The 15,814-nt window shown below is 74.0% G+C and carries 15 protein-coding genes; 10 read left to right on the forward strand and 5 right to left on the reverse strand.

Translation table 11 applies throughout. The features are described 5' to 3' along the window. Positions 1-2: 2 nt before the first annotated feature. Both ACFV9Q_RS04450 and ACFV9Q_RS04455 read left to right on the forward strand, forming a co-directional pair. The gene (locus ACFV9Q_RS04450) at positions 3-938 is read left to right on the forward strand and encodes a carbohydrate ABC transporter permease (protein ID WP_377231686.1); all 936 of its coding nucleotides are present in this window, start codon (positions 3-5) and stop codon (positions 936-938) included. Next, positions 935-1,843, forward strand: coding sequence for a carbohydrate ABC transporter permease (locus ACFV9Q_RS04455; RefSeq protein WP_377233341.1), 909 nt, complete (start codon positions 935-937; stop codon positions 1,841-1,843). The genes ACFV9Q_RS04450 and ACFV9Q_RS04455 overlap by 4 nt, the downstream gene beginning before the upstream one ends. Positions 1,844-1,908: 65 nt before the next feature. Here ACFV9Q_RS04455 and ACFV9Q_RS04460 read toward each other — a convergent pair whose 3' ends face one another. Further along, the gene (locus tag ACFV9Q_RS04460) at positions 1,909-2,115 is read right to left on the reverse strand and encodes an EF-hand domain-containing protein (RefSeq protein WP_285106608.1); all 207 of its coding nucleotides are present in this window, start codon (positions 2,113-2,115) and stop codon (positions 1,909-1,911) included. Between the two features lie 134 nt (positions 2,116-2,249). On the opposite strand from ACFV9Q_RS04460, the gene ACFV9Q_RS04465 reads away from it, so the two are divergent. Next, complete coding sequence (locus tag ACFV9Q_RS04465; RefSeq protein ID WP_377233342.1) at positions 2,250-2,843, forward strand: hypothetical protein; 594 nt, start codon at positions 2,250-2,252, stop codon at positions 2,841-2,843. 28 nt (positions 2,844-2,871) lie between these two features. On the opposite strand, the gene ACFV9Q_RS04470 is transcribed toward ACFV9Q_RS04465, so the two are convergent. After that, positions 2,872-3,618 (reverse strand): GntR family transcriptional regulator, encoded by a 747-nt coding sequence (locus tag ACFV9Q_RS04470; protein WP_377233343.1) that lies wholly within the window; start codon positions 3,616-3,618, stop codon positions 2,872-2,874. Positions 3,619-3,745: 127 nt separating this feature from the next. Here ACFV9Q_RS04470 and ACFV9Q_RS04475 point away from each other — a divergent pair, with 127 nt between their 5' ends. From ACFV9Q_RS04475 to ACFV9Q_RS04505, 7 genes are all read left to right on the forward strand, one after another. Next, positions 3,746-5,053 carry an MFS transporter gene (locus ACFV9Q_RS04475; RefSeq protein ID WP_377233344.1) on the forward strand — a complete coding sequence of 436 codons (1,308 nt, stop codon included), beginning with the start codon at positions 3,746-3,748 and terminating at the stop codon, positions 5,051-5,053. Positions 5,054-5,056: 3 nt separating this feature from the next. Continuing rightward, positions 5,057-6,085 carry a phosphoglycerate dehydrogenase gene (locus tag ACFV9Q_RS04480; RefSeq protein WP_377233345.1) on the forward strand — a complete coding sequence of 343 codons (1,029 nt, stop codon included), beginning with the start codon at positions 5,057-5,059 and terminating at the stop codon, positions 6,083-6,085. Beyond that, positions 6,082-7,149 (forward strand): tartrate dehydrogenase, encoded by a 1,068-nt coding sequence (locus ACFV9Q_RS04485; RefSeq protein ID WP_377233346.1) that lies wholly within the window; start codon positions 6,082-6,084, stop codon positions 7,147-7,149. Before ACFV9Q_RS04480 ends, ACFV9Q_RS04485 begins: the two co-directional genes overlap by 4 nt. Before the next feature lie 53 nt (positions 7,150-7,202). Further along, on the forward strand, positions 7,203-8,582 hold the full coding sequence (locus ACFV9Q_RS04490; protein WP_377233347.1) for an acyclic terpene utilization AtuA family protein: 1,380 nt from the start codon (positions 7,203-7,205) through the stop codon (positions 8,580-8,582). Next, positions 8,579-8,941, forward strand: a complete 363-nt coding sequence (locus tag ACFV9Q_RS04495) for a DUF4387 domain-containing protein (protein ID WP_377233348.1) — start codon at positions 8,579-8,581, stop codon at positions 8,939-8,941. The genes ACFV9Q_RS04490 and ACFV9Q_RS04495 overlap by 4 nt, the downstream gene beginning before the upstream one ends. A 9-nt stretch (positions 8,942-8,950) precedes the next feature. Further along, the gene (locus ACFV9Q_RS04500) at positions 8,951-10,663 is read left to right on the forward strand and encodes an acyltransferase (RefSeq protein WP_377233349.1); all 1,713 of its coding nucleotides are present in this window, start codon (positions 8,951-8,953) and stop codon (positions 10,661-10,663) included. A gap of 117 nt (positions 10,664-10,780) precedes the next feature. Next, positions 10,781-13,168, forward strand: a complete 2,388-nt coding sequence (locus tag ACFV9Q_RS04505; protein ID WP_377233350.1) for a beta-galactosidase — start codon at positions 10,781-10,783, stop codon at positions 13,166-13,168. Between the two features lie 62 nt (positions 13,169-13,230). On the opposite strand, the gene ACFV9Q_RS04510 is transcribed toward ACFV9Q_RS04505, so the two are convergent. The 3 genes from ACFV9Q_RS04510 to ACFV9Q_RS04520 all read right to left on the reverse strand — a co-directional run bounded on the left by ACFV9Q_RS04510 (position 13,231) and on the right by ACFV9Q_RS04520 (position 15,621). Further along, a complete protein-coding gene (locus ACFV9Q_RS04510; RefSeq protein ID WP_377233351.1) occupies positions 13,231-13,929 on the reverse strand; it encodes a GPP34 family phosphoprotein in 699 nt (232 codons plus the stop codon). A 128-nt stretch (positions 13,930-14,057) separates the two neighbouring features. After that, positions 14,058-14,831: a MerR family transcriptional regulator gene (locus ACFV9Q_RS04515; RefSeq protein ID WP_377233352.1), complete on the reverse strand. Its 774-nt coding sequence runs from the start codon at positions 14,829-14,831 to the stop codon at positions 14,058-14,060. 319 nt (positions 14,832-15,150) lie between these two features. Then, a complete protein-coding gene (locus ACFV9Q_RS04520; protein WP_377233353.1) occupies positions 15,151-15,621 on the reverse strand; it encodes a carboxymuconolactone decarboxylase family protein in 471 nt (156 codons plus the stop codon). Positions 15,622-15,814 lie beyond the last annotated feature (193 nt).

The raw sequence follows: 15,814 nt of genomic DNA on the forward strand, positions 1-15,814 counted from the left end.
CGATGTCCGCGATGACGACGACCGCGCAACCGGCCCGCCGCCGTCCCCGACGGCGGCAGGTCGCGCCCTACCTGTTCACCGCCCCGGCGGTCATCCTGTACGTCACGTTCATGCTCGTCCCGGTGGGGTACGCCGTCTGGCTGAGCCTGCGCGCCTACCGCATCGAGGGTGCGCTGCTGGGGCGCAAGACGGAGGTGTTCGTCGGCCTCGACAACTACGTCGCGGTGCTGACCAACCCGGAGTTCGCGGCCGGCTTCGGCCGGCTCGCGATCTACGGCGTGATCGCCGTGCCCCTGACGCTCGGCCTCGCCCTCCTGTTCGCGCTCGTGCTGGACACGCCCGCCGCGCGGCTCAAGCGGTTCGGCCGGACGGCGATCTTCATCCCCTATGCGGTGCCCGGCGTCGTCGCGGCCCTGCTGTGGGGCTTCATGTACCTGCCGAGCACCAGCCCGTTCTCATACGTCACCCGCGCCCTCGGGCTGGGGACCATCCCGTTCCTCGACGGGCCGGGGCTGTTCGGCTCGCTCGCGAACATCGCGATCTGGGGCGGCGTCGGGTTCAACATGATCATCATCTACACCTCGCTGCGGTCCATCCCGGGCGAGATCTACGAGTCCGCCCGGCTCGACGGCGCCGGGGAGGTGCAGATCGCGCTGCGGATCAAGGTGCCGCTCGTGGTGCCCGCGCTCGTGCTCACCGGGGTGTTCTCGCTGATCGGCACGCTCCAGCTGTACAGCGAGCCCGCGACGCTGCAGCCCATGACGAGCGCCATCTCGAACACCTGGGTGCCGCTGATGACCATCTACCGCGACGCGTTCGGCACCGACGACCTGCCCCAGGCCGCCGCGGCGTCGACCGTGCTCGCGGTCGGCACCGTGCTCGTCTCGGTGGTCATCCTGCGGATCGTCAACCGCAAGCGCATGGGGGTCGAACGATGAGCGTGCTCACCGCCCGCCCGGAGCCGGCGTCGGCCCGGCGCGACCCGTCCGACCGCGCGCGCTCGCGGGCGCGCCAGGGCGGCTGGGGCGTGCTGCCGACGATCGTGCTGCTGGTCGGCGCGCTCTACTGCCTGATCCCGGTGGCGTGGGTCTACGTCGCGGCGACCAAGACGCGCGGCGAGCTGTTCACCACGTTCACCTTCGCGCCCGGCACCGGGCTGGGGGAGAACCTCACGGCGCTGTTCGCCTACGAGGGCGGGCAGTACCTGATGTGGTGCCTCAACTCGCTGATCTACTCCGGCGTCGGGTCGCTGCTCTCGGTGCTCGTCTCGACCATGGCCGGGTACGGCCTCGCGAAGTACGAGTTCCGCGGCCGCTCCTTCATGTTCCTGTCGATCCTCGCGGGCGTGCTCATCCCGGGCATCGTGCTGGCCGTGCCGCAGTACCTGCTGCTGTCCCAGCTCGGGCTGGTCGGCACCCACTGGTCGGTGCTGCTGCCGAGCATCGTCAGCCCCTTCGGCATCTACCTGTCGCGCGTGTACGCGATGTCTGCGGTGCCGCAGGAGACCCTGGAGGCCGCGCGCATCGACGGCGCGGGGGAGTGGCGGATCTTCCGGACGATCGTGCTGCCGCTCATGGTGCCGGGCATGGTCACGGTGTTCCTGCTGCAGTTCATCGGCACCTGGAACAACTTCCTGCTGCCGTACATCATGCTCTCGGACCAGAGCCGGTACCCGCTCACCGTGGGGCTGTTCACCCTGCTGGCCAAGGGGTCGAGCTCCCCGGCGCTGTACTCGGTGGCGATCACGGGGGCCGCGGTCTCGATCATCCCGCTGCTCGCGCTGGTGCTGTTCCTGCAGCGCTACTGGCGCCTCGACCTGGTCTCGGGCGGGCTCAAGGGGTAGCGCGCGTCCGGCGGGGCGCCCCGGGTGGGGCGCCCCCGCCGGACGGACGGTTCCGGACGCCGGTCTCAGGCGTCCCAGGCGATCGTGAACTCGGCCAGGTCGATCTTGCCGTCCTGGTCGTGGTCGGCCTTGCCGAAGATCTGGTCGAGGTCCTTGTCCGTGGTCTCCTCGCCGCGCGTGGCCATCGCCTGGCGGAACTCGTCCGCGGTGATGCGGCCGTCGCCGTCGGAGTCGAACTCGACGAAGGTCCGGGTGAGCTCGTCGGCAGCCATGCTGTTACCTCGCAGAGTCGGAAACAATTCGCACCGTATGCAACCACATATCGGTGTGATCGGTTGTGGAATTCCTGGGCGGTAAGTCCGATACGGTGCGGCGTGCCGAACGTCGACACCCGGAGGTCCGGACCATGAGGTTGTACGCCGCCGCCCCGGCCAGGGGCGCCCGCCAGGTGCTCGGTGACCTGCTGCTGCTCGCCTGGGTCGCGGCCTGGGCCTGGGCCGGCCGCGAGGTCTGGGCGGCGACCCTGGAGCTCGGCCGCCCCGGCCTCGCGACGGCCGGCGCCGCCGACGACATGGCCGCCCGGTTCCACGACGTCGAGGGCCGCATCGACGGCATCCCCGGGGTGGGCGACGACCTGGCCGCGCCCTTCAGCGGGGCCGCGGACGCCGCGGAGAGCCTGGCCGAGGCGGGCCGCTCCCAGGCCGAGACCGTGGCCGACGTCGCGCTGCTCGTCGGGCTCGCCGTCTTCCTCGTCCCGGTGCTGCTGCTGGCCGTGGTCTACGTGCCGCTGCGGGTGCGGTTCGTGCGGCGCGCGAGCGCGGGCCGCCGGCTGGTCGGGGCCGACCCGGCGCTGCTGGCGCTGCGCGCGCTGACGAACCAGCCGCTGCGCGCCCTGAACCGGATCTCCGACGACCCGGTGCGCGCGTGGCGGGACGGCGACCCCGACGTCGTGCGGCGGCTGGCCGACCTGGAGCTGCGGGCGCTCGGCCTGAAGCGGTAGCCGGGGCACTATCCGGCGGCGCGGCCCGTCAGGAGGCCGGCGCGGTCCGCGCCGCCCGCAGCCGGTCCGTCCCGGCGAGCAGGTCGCTGAGCCCGCCGCGGGCGTCCTCGATCACGAGCGCCTCCGCGGCCGCGGCGTCGCCCGCGCGCAGCGCGCCGACGAGGGCCCGGTGGGTGGCCCAGCGCTCCATGCCGAACTCGTCGTCGTGCGCGACGCGCTCCAGGCGCCGCGCGCGCTGCTCCGGACGGGAGAAGACGCGGGTCTGGTCGAGCAGCCGGACCAGTACGGGGTTGCCCGCGCAGGCGTCGACGGTGTCGTTGAACTGCTGCATCACGTCCAGGAGCTGGTGGAGCTGCCGGGTGACGTCCTCGCCGGACCGGTGCCGCTGCCGGGCCACGATCAGCAGGTCGTCGGCCTGGTCGAGAAGGGCGTCGAGCCGGTCGAGCCGGCCCGGCGTCGCGTGCCGCGCGGCGAACCGCGCGACCATGCCGCGCAGCGCCACCTCGACCTCGGCCAGGTCCTGGACGGCGGTGTCGCCGATGGGCGCGACCTTGACCGTGCGGGGCCCGGTCCGCTCCAGCAGGCCGTCCTGCTCGAGCCGCCGGATCGCCTCGCGCACCGGCGTCGGGCTCACGGAGAGCCGTTCGGCCAGGCCGCGCTCGGTCACCTTCTGGCCCGGGCGGAGCTCCCCGGTCGTGATCGCGTCGCGGATGGCGCGGTAGGACCGGTCGGCGAGCGTGTCGCCGGCCAGGGCCGCGAGGGCTTCGGAGGTCACGGCCCCATCGTAGGCCCGTGCTATCGCAGGGTGCTTTTGCAACCGTTGACAGTTTTGCTATAGCAAAAGTACGGTGTGCGCGACACGCCGACGTGGCCACGACGAGGTGGCAGAGGGAGAAGGTTCCATGTCCACCACCGCGCCGCCGGTGCGGCACGCGCAGACCAGGATCACGTTGCTGGTGGCGCTCGCCGTCTTCGCCCAGGAGTCCACCTGGAACTTCTACGACGCGCAGGTGCCGCCGCTGCTGCGGGAGCACATCACCAGCGCGGCGCTGGTCGGCTTCCTGATGGGCATGGACAACCTGCTCGGCGTCTTCGTCCAGCCGTGGCTCGGCAACCGCTCCGACGGCACACGCACGTCGTGGGGCCGCCGCATGCCCTACCTCGTGGTCGGCATGCCGGTCGCGGCCCTGCTCTTCCTGGTGATCCCGCACGCCGCCGGGTCGCTGCCCCTGCTGGTGGGGGTCATGTTCTGCTACGCGCTGGTCGCCAACGCGTTCAAGCCGATCGCCGAGTCGCTGGTGCCCGACTTCGTGGCGCCCGAGAAGCGCAGCCGGGCCAACGCCGCGGTCAAGATCGCCTCCAGCCTGACCGTGATCGTCGCCGCGCTGATCAGCCTGCTGGTCGTCGACGAGCACCCCGCGCTGGCCTTCGCCATCCCGTCCGCGCTCATGCTGGTCTCGATCGTGGTGCTCGGCCTCACGGTGCGCGACAGCCGGTCGCCCGGCTACCAGGCGGCCCTGGCCGAGGACGCCGCGGACGCCGCCGGCGCCGCGCAGGACGGGCGAGACGCCGCGGACGCAGCACCCGCACGCCCGGGCGTGCGCCGCATCGTGCTCGACATCGTCCGCGACCCGGACCGCAGCCGGCTGCTGATGATGGTCGCGATCCTGCTCTTCGGCAGCGCCTGGTCGGCGTCCCGCGCCCTGGCCACGCCGTACGGCATGGAGGCGCTCGGCCTCTCCCGCGGCGACGCCGGCGGGCTGCTGCTGCCGAGCGGCGTCGCGTTCCTGCTGGCCGCCTACCCGACGGCGCTGCTCGCCGAACGCATCGGCCGGCTGCGGACCATGATGATCGGGATGTCGCTCTTCGCGGCGGCGATGGCGCTCGGCACCGTGGCGCAGACGCCGGCGGGCACCGTGGTCGCCTTCTGCGTCGGCGCCGCGGGCGCCGCCGCCTTCCTGGTCAACGCCGTGGTGGTGCTCTGGAACCTGGCGCCGTCCGCCCGCGTGATGGGCACCTACGCGGGCCTCTACGCCGTCGGCTGGGCCGGCGGCGGGTTCGTGGGCCCGGCCCTGGTGGGCGGCATGGTCGACCTGACGGGCTGGACGCTCATGCTCGTCGACGTCGCCGTCGTCGCGGTGCTCGGCGTGCTCGCCGTCGCCCGCGTCGAGGCGCTGCAACGGCGTGCCGCCACCACGAAGGCGGTGTGAGCGATGACCCGCGTGCTGATCACCACCGACTACCTGCGCCCCGGCGACGACGTCGACCGCTACCTGCGGGCCGCCGGCCTGGAGACGACGCACCGGCCGCTCGTCGGACGCCGCGACCCGGAGGAGCTGGTCGCCGCGCTCGACGGCGTCGACGCCGCCCTGGTCGCCAACGAGCCGATGACGGCCGACGTGCTCTCCCGGGCCCCGCGCCTGCGTGTCGTGGTGCGCACCGGCGTGGGTCACGACTCGATCGACGTGGCCGCCGCCGCCCGGCACAGCGTCACGGTCAGCAACCTGCCCGGGATCAACGCCAACGCCGTCGCGGAGTACACGCTCGGCCTGCTCCTGGCCGCGGCCCGCGGCCTCGTGCAGAGCGCCCGGGGCGTGGCGGACGGCGGCTGGCCGCGCGCCGACGGGCACGAGCTGCGCGGCGCCACCCTCGGGCTGATCGGCTACGGCGCGGCCGCTCGCGCCGTCGTGCCGCTCGCCAAGGCGTTCGGCCTGACGGTGCTCTGCACCACGCGGGTGCCCGAGTCGGAGCGCACCGCGGACGCCGCGGGGCCTGTCGAGTTCGTGGAGCTGCCCGAGCTGCTGGACCGGTCCGACTACGTCTCCGTCCACACCGCCCTGACCGACCGGACCCGCGGCCTCGTCGGACCCGCCGAGCTGCGCCGGATGAAGCGCACCGCGGTGCTCGTGAACACCGCCCGCGGCGCCGTCGTCCAGGAGCAGGCCCTCGCGGACGCCGTCCGCGCCGGGGAGATCGCCGGCGCCGCGCTCGACGTCGTCACCGAGGAGCCGCTCCCCGCGGACAGCCCGCTGCGCGGCGTGGACGGCATCGTCGTCTACTCCCACCTCGCCGGGCAGACCGCCCAGGCGCGCGCCGCCGCGGGCCTGGCGGGCGCGGCCGAGCTCGTCGCGGCCCTCGCGGGCCGCCCCCGCCACGCCGTGAACGCCCACCTGTTCGCCGTCCCGGCGACGACGACCGACGAGACGACCACCGACGAGACGACCACCGAGGAGACCGCATGACCAGCAGCCCACCCGAGTACCGCATCGCGGTGATCCCCGGGGACGGGATCGGGACCGAGGTGATCCCGCCCGCCCTCCGGGCCCTCGACCTGGTCGCCGCCCGGCACGGGTTCGTGCTGCGCTACGACCACCTCGACTGGTCGTGCACCCGCTACCTGGCCACCGGCGCGATGATGCCCGACGACGGGCTCGACCGGATCGCCGGGCACGACGCCGTGCTGCTCGGGGCCGTGGGGTGGCCCGGCGTGCCCGACCACGTGTCGCTGTGGGGGCTGCTCATCCCGATCCGGCGGCGGTTCCGTCAGTACGTCAACCTGCGGCCGATCCGGGTCCTGCCCGGGGTGCCGGGCCCGCTGCGGGACGCGGGCGCCGTCGACCTCGTCGTGGTGCGGGAGAACGTCGAGGGGGAGTACAGCGAGATCGGCGGGCGCCTGAACCGCGGCCTGCCCGACGAGCTGGCCGTCCAGGAGGCGGTGTTCACGCGCCCCGGGGTCACCCGGATCGTGGACCACGCGTTCGAGCTCGCGGCGACCCGGCGCGGCGACGTCACCTCGGCGACCAAGTCGAACGGCATCGTGCACACCATGCCGTTCTGGGACGAGATCGTCCGCGAGCGCGCCGCCCGGCAGCCCGGCGTCACCTGGCGGCAGGAGCACATCGACGCCCTGGCCGCCAAGCTCGTGCTGCGCCCGGCGGCGTACGACGTGATCGTGGCCTCGAACCTGTTCGGCGACATCCTCAGCGACCTCGCCGCCGCCGTCGCGGGCAGCATCGGCATCGCCCCCGCCGGCAACATCGACCCCACCCGCCAGCACCCGTCGATGTTCGAGCCCGTGCACGGCTCGGCCCCCGACATCGCGGGCCGGGGCATCGCCGACCCGGTGGGCGCCCTGTGGTCCGCGTCGATGATGCTCGACCACCTGGGGCAGCCCGCTGCCGCACGGGACCTCATGACCGGGATCGAGACGGTCCTGGCCGACGGTGTCGTGCGCACCCCCGACCTCGGCGGCACCGCGACCACGCGGGAGATGACGGACGCCGTCCTCGCCGCGATCCCGGGCTGATCTGCCCGGCCCCGAACCGCAGCGCCCACCGGCGCGTGACAGAGACGAGAACCATGGACACCAACACATCTACCGGCTCCGTCCGGATCCTGACGCCGAGCGGCATGCTCGGCGCGGGCTGGGACGAGTCGACGATCGAGCGCGGCCTCGCGCTCGGCGTCGACGTGATCACCCTGGACGGCGGCTCCACCGACTCCGGCCCCTACTACCTGGGGTCGTCGACCCCCAAGACCGCCGCCCAGGCGGTGGCCCGTGACCTGCGCAGCCTGCTCAAGGCGGCGGCCCGCGCCGACGTGCCGCTCATCATCGGCTCGTGCGGCACCAGCGGGACCGACGCCGGGGTGGACTGGGTGGCCGGGCTCGCGGCCGGGGTGATGGCCGAGGAGGGGCTCGACCTCAAGGTCGCCCGGATCTACAGCGAGCAGGACGCCGCCGACCTCAAGGAGCACCTCGACGCCGGGCGGATCCACGCCCTGCCGCCCCTGGGTGCGCTGAGCGCCGAGACCCTGGAGGACTGCACCCACGTCGTAGGCATGATGGGCCACGAGCCGATCGTCGAGGCCCTGGAGGCCGGGGCGCAGGTGATCCTCGCGGGCCGGGCCACCGACACGGCGCTCGCCGCGGCGTACCCGCTGCTCAAGGGGATGCCGGCCGGCCCCACCTGGCACGCCGCGAAGATCGTCGAGTGCGGCGGGCAGGCCACGACCAACCCCCGCACGGGCGGGGTGTACACGACGATCGACGCAGGCGGGTTCACCATCGAGCCCCTGGACCCCGAGACGGCGTGCACGCCGCGGACGGTCGCGGCCCACATGCTCTACGAGACGGTCGACCCGTTCCAGATGCGCGAGCCCGACGGCACGCTCGACGTCCGCGACGCCGTCTACACGGCGCTCGACGAGCGGACCGTCCGGGTCGAGGGCTCGCGGTTCCACGTCGCCGACCAGCACACGGTCAAGCTGGAGGGCGCCCGGATCACGGGCTACCAGACCATGTCGTTCACGGCCGTCCGGGACCCGCTGATCCTGCGGGACATCGACGCCTGGGCCGACCTGATGCGCACCATGATCCGGCAGTGGGTGAGTGGCACCCTGGGCCTGGCCGACGACGAGTACGCGTTCGACCTGCGCCTGTACGGGCACGACGCGGTGCTGGACGATCTGGAGCCCGAGAGCGGTCCGCCGCGCGAGGTGGGCGTGATGCTGCTGGTCGACGCCGCCGACCAGGCCACGGCGACGGCCGTCGCCAAGCTCGTCAACCCCCTGATGCTGCACCTGCCGACGCCCGCCATGGGCTACCTGCCCAGCCTCGCGTTCCCCACGTCGCCCGCCGAGGTCGAGCGCGGCGCCGCCTACGAGTTCGTGCTCAACCACGTGGTGGACAGCCCCACGCCGACCAGCCTGTTCCGCATCGAGTACGGAGTGCAGCGATGACCGAGCCCCTGACCAGTGCCCCTGGTCTGCCGCCCACGATCGCCGACCTCGCCCACGAGGTGCGGTCCAAGAACGCCGGCCCGTTCTGGGTCACGATGGAGCTCTTCATGCGCGACGCCGCCGGCTACCGCGTCGTGGCCGACGAGGAGTTCGTCAACGAGGACGTCGTCGCCGGCCTGTACGGGGTCGAGGCGAGCACGGTGCGGATCTTCCGGATCCCGTCGCTCGACGTCGTCAAGATCTCGTTCCCCCGGCCGGTCTCGCAGGGCTCGCTGCGCGACCGGGACGTGCACGCGGGGCAGCACCACGTCCCGCTGGCGCTGCTGCGGGTCCCGGAGGGCGCTCCGGCACGTGGATAGGCTTGCGGCGTGGATCACTCAGCGGCCCAAGGCGTCCGACGTGTCGACTTTCTCCCCTGGGAGTACGACCCGGCCTCGGCGGAGGGCGAGGCGCAGGCGGCCCGGCAGCGCGAGCTGACCGACGCCGGGGCGCAGCTCGGCGCCGGCGTCTTCGTCGCCCCGAACGCCGCGGTCTACTGCGACCGGCTCGCCCTCGGCGACCGCACCTACGTCGCGGCGCTGGCCTACCTGTCGGGCGACCTGACGCTCGGGGCGGACTGCTCGGTCAACCCGTTCGCCGTCGTCCGCGGGGAGATCCGGATGGGCGACGGCGTGCGGATCGGCGCGCACACCTCGATCCTCGGGTTCAACCACCAGATGGCCAACGACCGGCCGGTCTTCCAGCAGGGCACCTGGAGCAAGGGCATCACCATCGGCGACGACGTCTGGATCGGCTCGAACGCCACGATCCTGGACGGCGTGACCGTCGGCGACCACGTCGTCGTCGCGGCCGGCGCCGTCGTCACCAAGAACGTGCCCGACTGGGCCGTGGTCGCGGGCAACCCCGCGCGCGTGCTGCGCGACCGGCGCGCGGAGACCCAGGGCAAGCCGGCTCCGGACCTGGGGGCCCGGCTGGCCGCCTTCGGCGACCGCGCCCGCGAGCAGGCGGGCGACGTGCTGGCGCGCTGCTTCGAGGACGGCCGGTTCGTGGACCGGCCGTCCGCCCTGGCGGGCCCGCTCGTCCCGGCCGTGCGGCCCTGGGCGGACGCCGTCGAGGTCGCCGACCTGCTGCTCGGCACCCCGCCGCCCGGGTTCGAGGCCGCCGACCTGGTCGAACGGCTCACCGCCCGCCAGGACCCCGCGACCGGGCTGATCCCGGAGGGCGACCTGTCGGACGCGGGCCTGTCGGGCGGCGGTAGCTCGGGCGAGCCCCTCTCGCCCACGGACGGCGACGCCGCCTACCACGTGCTCAGCGTCGGCTACGCGGTGCGGCTGCTCGGCGCACGGCTGCCGCACCCGGTCCGTGCGGTGCACGCGCTGGGCGACCGCGACGTCGTCGCCGCCCTGGAGGCGCGCGACTGGGGCGCGCAGGCCTGGGGGAGCGGCGCCGCCGTCGACTCCCTGGCCACGGCCTGCGCCCTCAACATCACCGACTTCGCCGAGGAGCTGCCCGACGGCGGCGTCGGCCCGCTGTACGGCCTGCTCGGCTGGCTGACCGCGCGGGCGAACCCGGCCACGGGCCTGTGGGGCGCGCCGCAGCCCGCGCCGCGCTGGCTCCAGGCGGTCAACGGGTTCTACCGCCTGACCCGCGGCTCGTACGCGCAGTTCGGGCTGCCGCTGCCCCATCCCGAGGCGGCGGTCGACACGGTGCTGGAGCACGCGGCCGACCCCGTGCTCGCGACCCCCGAGGGCTGGACCGCGTGCAACGTCCTCGACATCGTGCACCCGCTCTGGCTCGCGGCGAAGCAGACCGCGCACCGCCGCGCCGAGGGCGAGGCCTGGGCGCGCGAGCAGCTCGACCGGGCGCTGGAGACCTGGGCCGACGGCGCGGGTATCGCGTTCGCCCCGCGCGGCGACGGGCCCGACGGCGTCCCCGGGCTGCAGGGCACCGAGATGTGGCTGAGCATCGTCTGGTACCTGGCCGACTACCTCGGCGTCGCCGACTCCCTCGGCTACAAGCCGCGGGGTGTGCACAGCCCCGAGCCGCTCGTGCGGCTCACGCCGGTCGACGAGGCGGGCTGACCGGGCGGGACCGCGGGCCGGTCGCGCCCGCGGTCGAGGGCGCCGTCGCGCGATCGTCCAGGCGCGGCGTCGATCTGTGCATGTCGCGGCGCGCCGCCCCTTCGTAGGGTCGCGTGGGTGAGCCCGCAACCCGTGCAGCCGACCGTCCGCCGCGTCCGTGTCCCGGCGGCGCCGCCCGTGCGGCCGGCGCCGCTGGACCTCGGCGACCCCGCCGGCACCCCGGACCCCGTGCGCGTGACCGACCGGTACGTCGAGCGGGACGGGCGGCCCTGGTTCCCCGTCATGGGCGAGTACCACTTCAGCCGGGACCGCCCCGAACGGTGGGAGACCGAGCTGCGCACGATGCGGTCCGGGGGTGTGACCGTGGTGGCGACCTACCTCCTCTGGATCGTCCACGAGGAGGTGCGCGGGCAGGTGCGCTGGGACGGGCCGCGCGACCTGCGCCGCTTCGTCGAGACGGCGGGCCGAGCCGGCCTCGACGTCGTGCTCCGCATCGGCCCCTGGGCACACGGCGAGACGCGCAACGGCGGCTTCCCGGACTGGCTGCAGGACCTTCCCGTGGCGCACCGCACCAACGACCCCGCCTACGTCGAGCTCGTCCGCGGCTGGTACGCCGCGATCGCGGAGCAGGTGCGCGGCCTGCTGCACGCACCCGGGCAGCCCGGCGGTCCGGTGCTCGGCATCCAGGTGGACAACGAGCTCTACGACCAGCCCGAGCACCTCGCGACGCTCCGCGACCTCGCCGAGGACGCCGGCCTGCGCGCGCCCCTGTGGCTCGCGACGGGCTGGGGCGGCGCCCGCCTGCCACGCGGCCGCGTGCTCCCCGTGTACGCGGGGTACTCCGACGGCTTCTGGGAGGAGTCGACCACCGGGTGGCCCGACTTCGGGGCGCTGCACTACACGTTCAGCACCGTGCGCGACGACCTCACCGTCGGCGCCGACCTGCGCGACGGCCCCGCCCCGGACCGGGCGGCCGACGGCGCCGCCGACCCGTGGCCGTTCGCCACCTGTGAGCTCGGCGGCGGCATGCAGGTCGCCTACCACCGGCGCCCCCACGTGGACGCCGACGACGTCGCGGCGCTCGCCCTCACGAAGCTCGGCAGCGGCTCGGCGTGGCAGGGCTACTACCTCTACCACGGCGGCACCCAGGTGCTCGGCGACCGCTCCACCACGCAGGAGTCGCACGCGACCGGGTACCCCAACGACCTGCCCGTGCGCGACTACGACTTCTGGGCGCCCGTCGGCGCGGCGGGCCAGCAGCGCCCGCACTACCACCGGCTGCGCCGCCAGCACCTGTTCCTTCAGGCGTTCGGGCCGGACCTGGCGACCTACCCGGTGGTGCTGCCGGACGGCGGGGGCGGGCTCGGCAGCCCGGACGGCGTCGTGCGCTGGTCCGTCCGGGGCGACGGCGAGCGCGGCTACCTCTTCGTCAACAACCACCAGCCCGCGGTCGCGGCGCTCGCGGACGTCGAGGGGGTGCGGTTCGACGTCGACCTCGGCCCGCACCGCGTGACCGTCCCGACCGCGGCCACCACCCTGCGCTCCGGGGTGCATGCGGCCTGGCCGCTGCGCCAGCGGTTCGGTTCGGTCCCGGCGCTCACCGTGCCGGCGCAGCCGATCACGCGCCTCGACACCGAGCGCGGCCCGGTCTTCCTGTTCGCGACCACCGACGGCGTCGACGTCGAGCTGCAGATCGAGGGGGTCGCCGCGGAGGAGATCCGGGGAGCGGAGATCCTCCGGGTGGAGCCGCTGGGATCGGGCACCCGCGTCGTCGCGACGCCGACGGCCGCGCCGGGGCTCGCCGCCGAGGTCGTCGTCGGCGACACGACCCTCGTCTTCCTGCCGCCGGCCGTGGCGGACACCGTGTGGCAGGGGGCGATCGACGGGCGCGAGTCCGTCGTGCTGTGGGACGGCAGCGGGTACTTCGACGGCGAGACGTTCCGCGTCGTCCCGCACGCCGAGGACCGCGCCGTCGACGTCCTGCCGCCGCTGCCCACGGGCGAGCATGCGCGCGTGCCCGGGGAGGGTTCGCTGTTCGCGCGGTACGTGGTCCCGGGCGAGGCCTTGTCCCGACCGCTCGCCGCACCCCGGTTCGCCGCGGCGGTGGTGGCGCCGGTGCGCACGGGCGGCAGCGCCGGCCGGCTGTCGGCCCCGGACGACGCCGACTTCGCGGCGCTCGTCCCCGTCGAGGTGCCGGTCCCCGACGACGTCTTCGAGGACGCCGAGCGGGTGCTGCTGAGCCTCGACTGGACGGGCGACACGATCCGCGCCTACGCCGGCGACCTGCTGATCGCCGACCAGTTCTGGTCCGGCCGCCGGTTCGACGTCGACCTCGCGCCGTACCGCGCCGAGATCCGCGCGGGCGGCCTGTGGCTGCGCGCGTTCGCCTGGTCGCCGTCGTCCGGCATCCACGTCGACGCGCGCGTCCGCCCGTCGTCCGCCACCCCGCAGCTGGAGGTCCGAACGGCAGCGCTGCACCCCATCCGCCCCCACCCCCTTCGTTGAGTGCGGGCTATTTGCGGGCCAACTGCCGTTCGGCCCGCAGATAGCCAGCACTCAACGAGGTGTCAGGAGTTGTTCTGGACGGTCGCGATCGCGATGGCCGCGGTCGAGGTGGCGACCGCGATCGTGGTCCTGAGCACGGCCTCGCCCGCGGCGGAGGCACCCCAGTCGCCGCTCTCCAGCTCCTTGCCGCGCGTGTAGACGGCGCCCGACCAGGGGATGTCGCGGTGCAGCGTCGGCAGGCTGCCGCTGGCCGAGAGCAGGGCCGCGAGCACGGCGGTGCGCGGGTCCGGTTCGGCGCCGTCGGCCAGCACGGGGCGGACGGCGGCGACGAGCTCCGCGCGGCGGGGCGTGCCGCCGTCGGTCAGGGTCGTCGAGGGGATGAACCCGAGGGCCTTGCGCTTCTCGCGGCCGATGTGGCCGCGCTCGACGAGCCGGTCGAGCAGCGGCCCGCGCAGCAGCGGGCCCACCTCGGCGATGAAGGTCTGCGCGCCGCGCGGCTTCCCGACGAGCGGCTCCCACCACGCGTGCAGCAGCGGGTCGGCGGGCGGGTTGCCGGCGACGGCGCTCACGCGCGGGCCGGTCAGGGTGGGCCGGCCGTCGATCTCGGCGTGCTCGGCCAGCGCGAGCTCGGTGAGCACCGCGCCCCCCAGGGTGTAGAAGAGGGTGTTCTCGCCGGCGATGGTGCCCGACCGGGGGTCGAACAGCAGCAGGAGCAGGTCCTCGGCGATCAGCTCGGGCTCGGGCGTGGTCGGTGCGGTCAACGTCTCGTCCGTTCGTCGGGGTCGGCTGGTCGGGGCCTGCTGGTGGGCCTACTGGCGGGGCCTGCTGGTGGGCCTACTGGCGGGGCCTGCTGGTCAGGGTCGGCGGTGCCGTGCGGTGGCCGGTCGTCTCAGGGGCGGGGCGTCCGGTCCACGACGAGCTCCTCGGCGTCGAGCCGTTCGTCAGTCTCTCCGGTGACGATCAGGTGCGCGCGGTAGAGCACCTCGAGCTGGGCCGGGTTGTAGAACTCGCGCAGCGCCTCCACCACGGCGCACCCCGTCAGGCCGGGGCCGTGCAGCGCGTGAGACTCTGCGTCGCCGAGCGCGGGATAGGCCGTGACCTGCCGCTGCAGGATGGGCGCGATGCGCTCGGCGAGTGCCTGCCGGGTCGCCCGGTCCGCGTCGGCGGACAGCGCCTCGAACTGGTCGTCCGCGTCGGTGTGCGGCTGGTCGTTCAGCAGGTCGCGCAGCGCGTCCATGGCGTCGTCGTCGAACACCTGGGCGTAGATCATCAGCATCGAGCGGTCCACGTCGGTCAGGTCGCGCGCGACGGCGCTGAACCCCGTCGGCACCTCCGCCGGTGCGCGGTGCTTCAGGATCACCGCCAGCTCCGCCCGGACGCGCTGGAGCCGGGTGATCGTCGCCTCCAGCTCGGAGTCGAGCACGCGGAGCGCCTCGTCGGGGTCCTGGTCGGCGCGCCCCATCGTGGCGATCTGCGCGAGCGGCACCCCGAGGTCGCTCAGCCGCTTGATCTGCAACAGCCGCACGAGGTGCGCGGTCTCGTACTGCTTGTACCCGTTGGACCGGCGGGCGGGCTCGTCCAGCAGGCCGATCTCGTGGTAGTGCCGGACGGCCTTGATCGTGGTCCCCGCGATCTCCGCGAGCTGGCGGGTGCTCCAGGCCACTGTCCGCTCCTCTCGGTCCGTCGGCGGGACCGCCGACGACAGCAGTCCAAACCATGCCCTGGGGGCAGAGTCAAGCCCGGGCGGACGCGGGGACGCCGCGGCGGGGCCGACCGACTCCCCTTTGGGGCCCGGGTTTCTTCGCTCTGGGTACCGTCAGAGCGAAGAAACCCGGGCCTCAAAGGGGAGTTCCGTCCGCAGGTCCGGTCCGACGCAGCGGTCCGACGTCACGGTCCGACGTCGCCGTCCGACGTCGCCGTCCGACGTCGCCGTCCGACGCCGCCGTCCGACGCCGCCGGGCCGGACGGGCCTCGCGGAACCGTCAGAACTGGCCGGGCACGTAGTCCCCGGCGGGCTGCCGGTTGATCACGTTGATCCGGTTGTAGGCGTTGATGATCGCGATCAGCGAGATCAGCGCGGCGAGCTGGTCCTCGTCGTAGTGCGCGGCGGCCCGGGCCCACGTCTCGTCGGAGACGCCGCCCGCGGCGTCGGCCAGGCGCGACCCCTCCTCGGTCAGCTCCAGCGCGGCCCGCTCGGCCTCGGTGAAGACGGTCGCCTCGCGCCAGACGGCGACCAGGTTCAGCCGGAGCTGCGTCTCGCCCGCGGCCGCGGCGTCCTTGGTGTGCATGTCGGTGCAGAAGCCGCAGCCGTTGATCTGGCTCGCTCGGATCTTCACGAGCTCCTGGGTGACGGCGGGCAGGGTCGAGTCCACGACGAGCTGGTTCGCGGAGTTGATGTGCCGCAGGACCTTTCCGGCGAAGGGGTTACCGAAGAAGTCGATCCTGGCGTCCATGTGTGTGCTCTCCTTGGTGAGGGTGACGGCCCGCGTCGCGGGTCCGCACACCTGACCGGGACCGGGCCGAAAACGTGACCGGCCCGGCTGACCATTCTCTTTGAGGCCCGGGTTTCTTCGCCTTTTGGAGCCGCCACCCCCAGAAACCCCCGCCCCACAAAGAAACCGCCCCTCCCCCCCCTCCCCCTTCGCC

Source organism: Promicromonospora sp. NPDC059942, from assembly GCF_042731755.1.
In the GTDB taxonomy this organism is placed as follows: domain Bacteria; phylum Actinomycetota; class Actinomycetes; order Actinomycetales; family Cellulomonadaceae; genus Promicromonospora.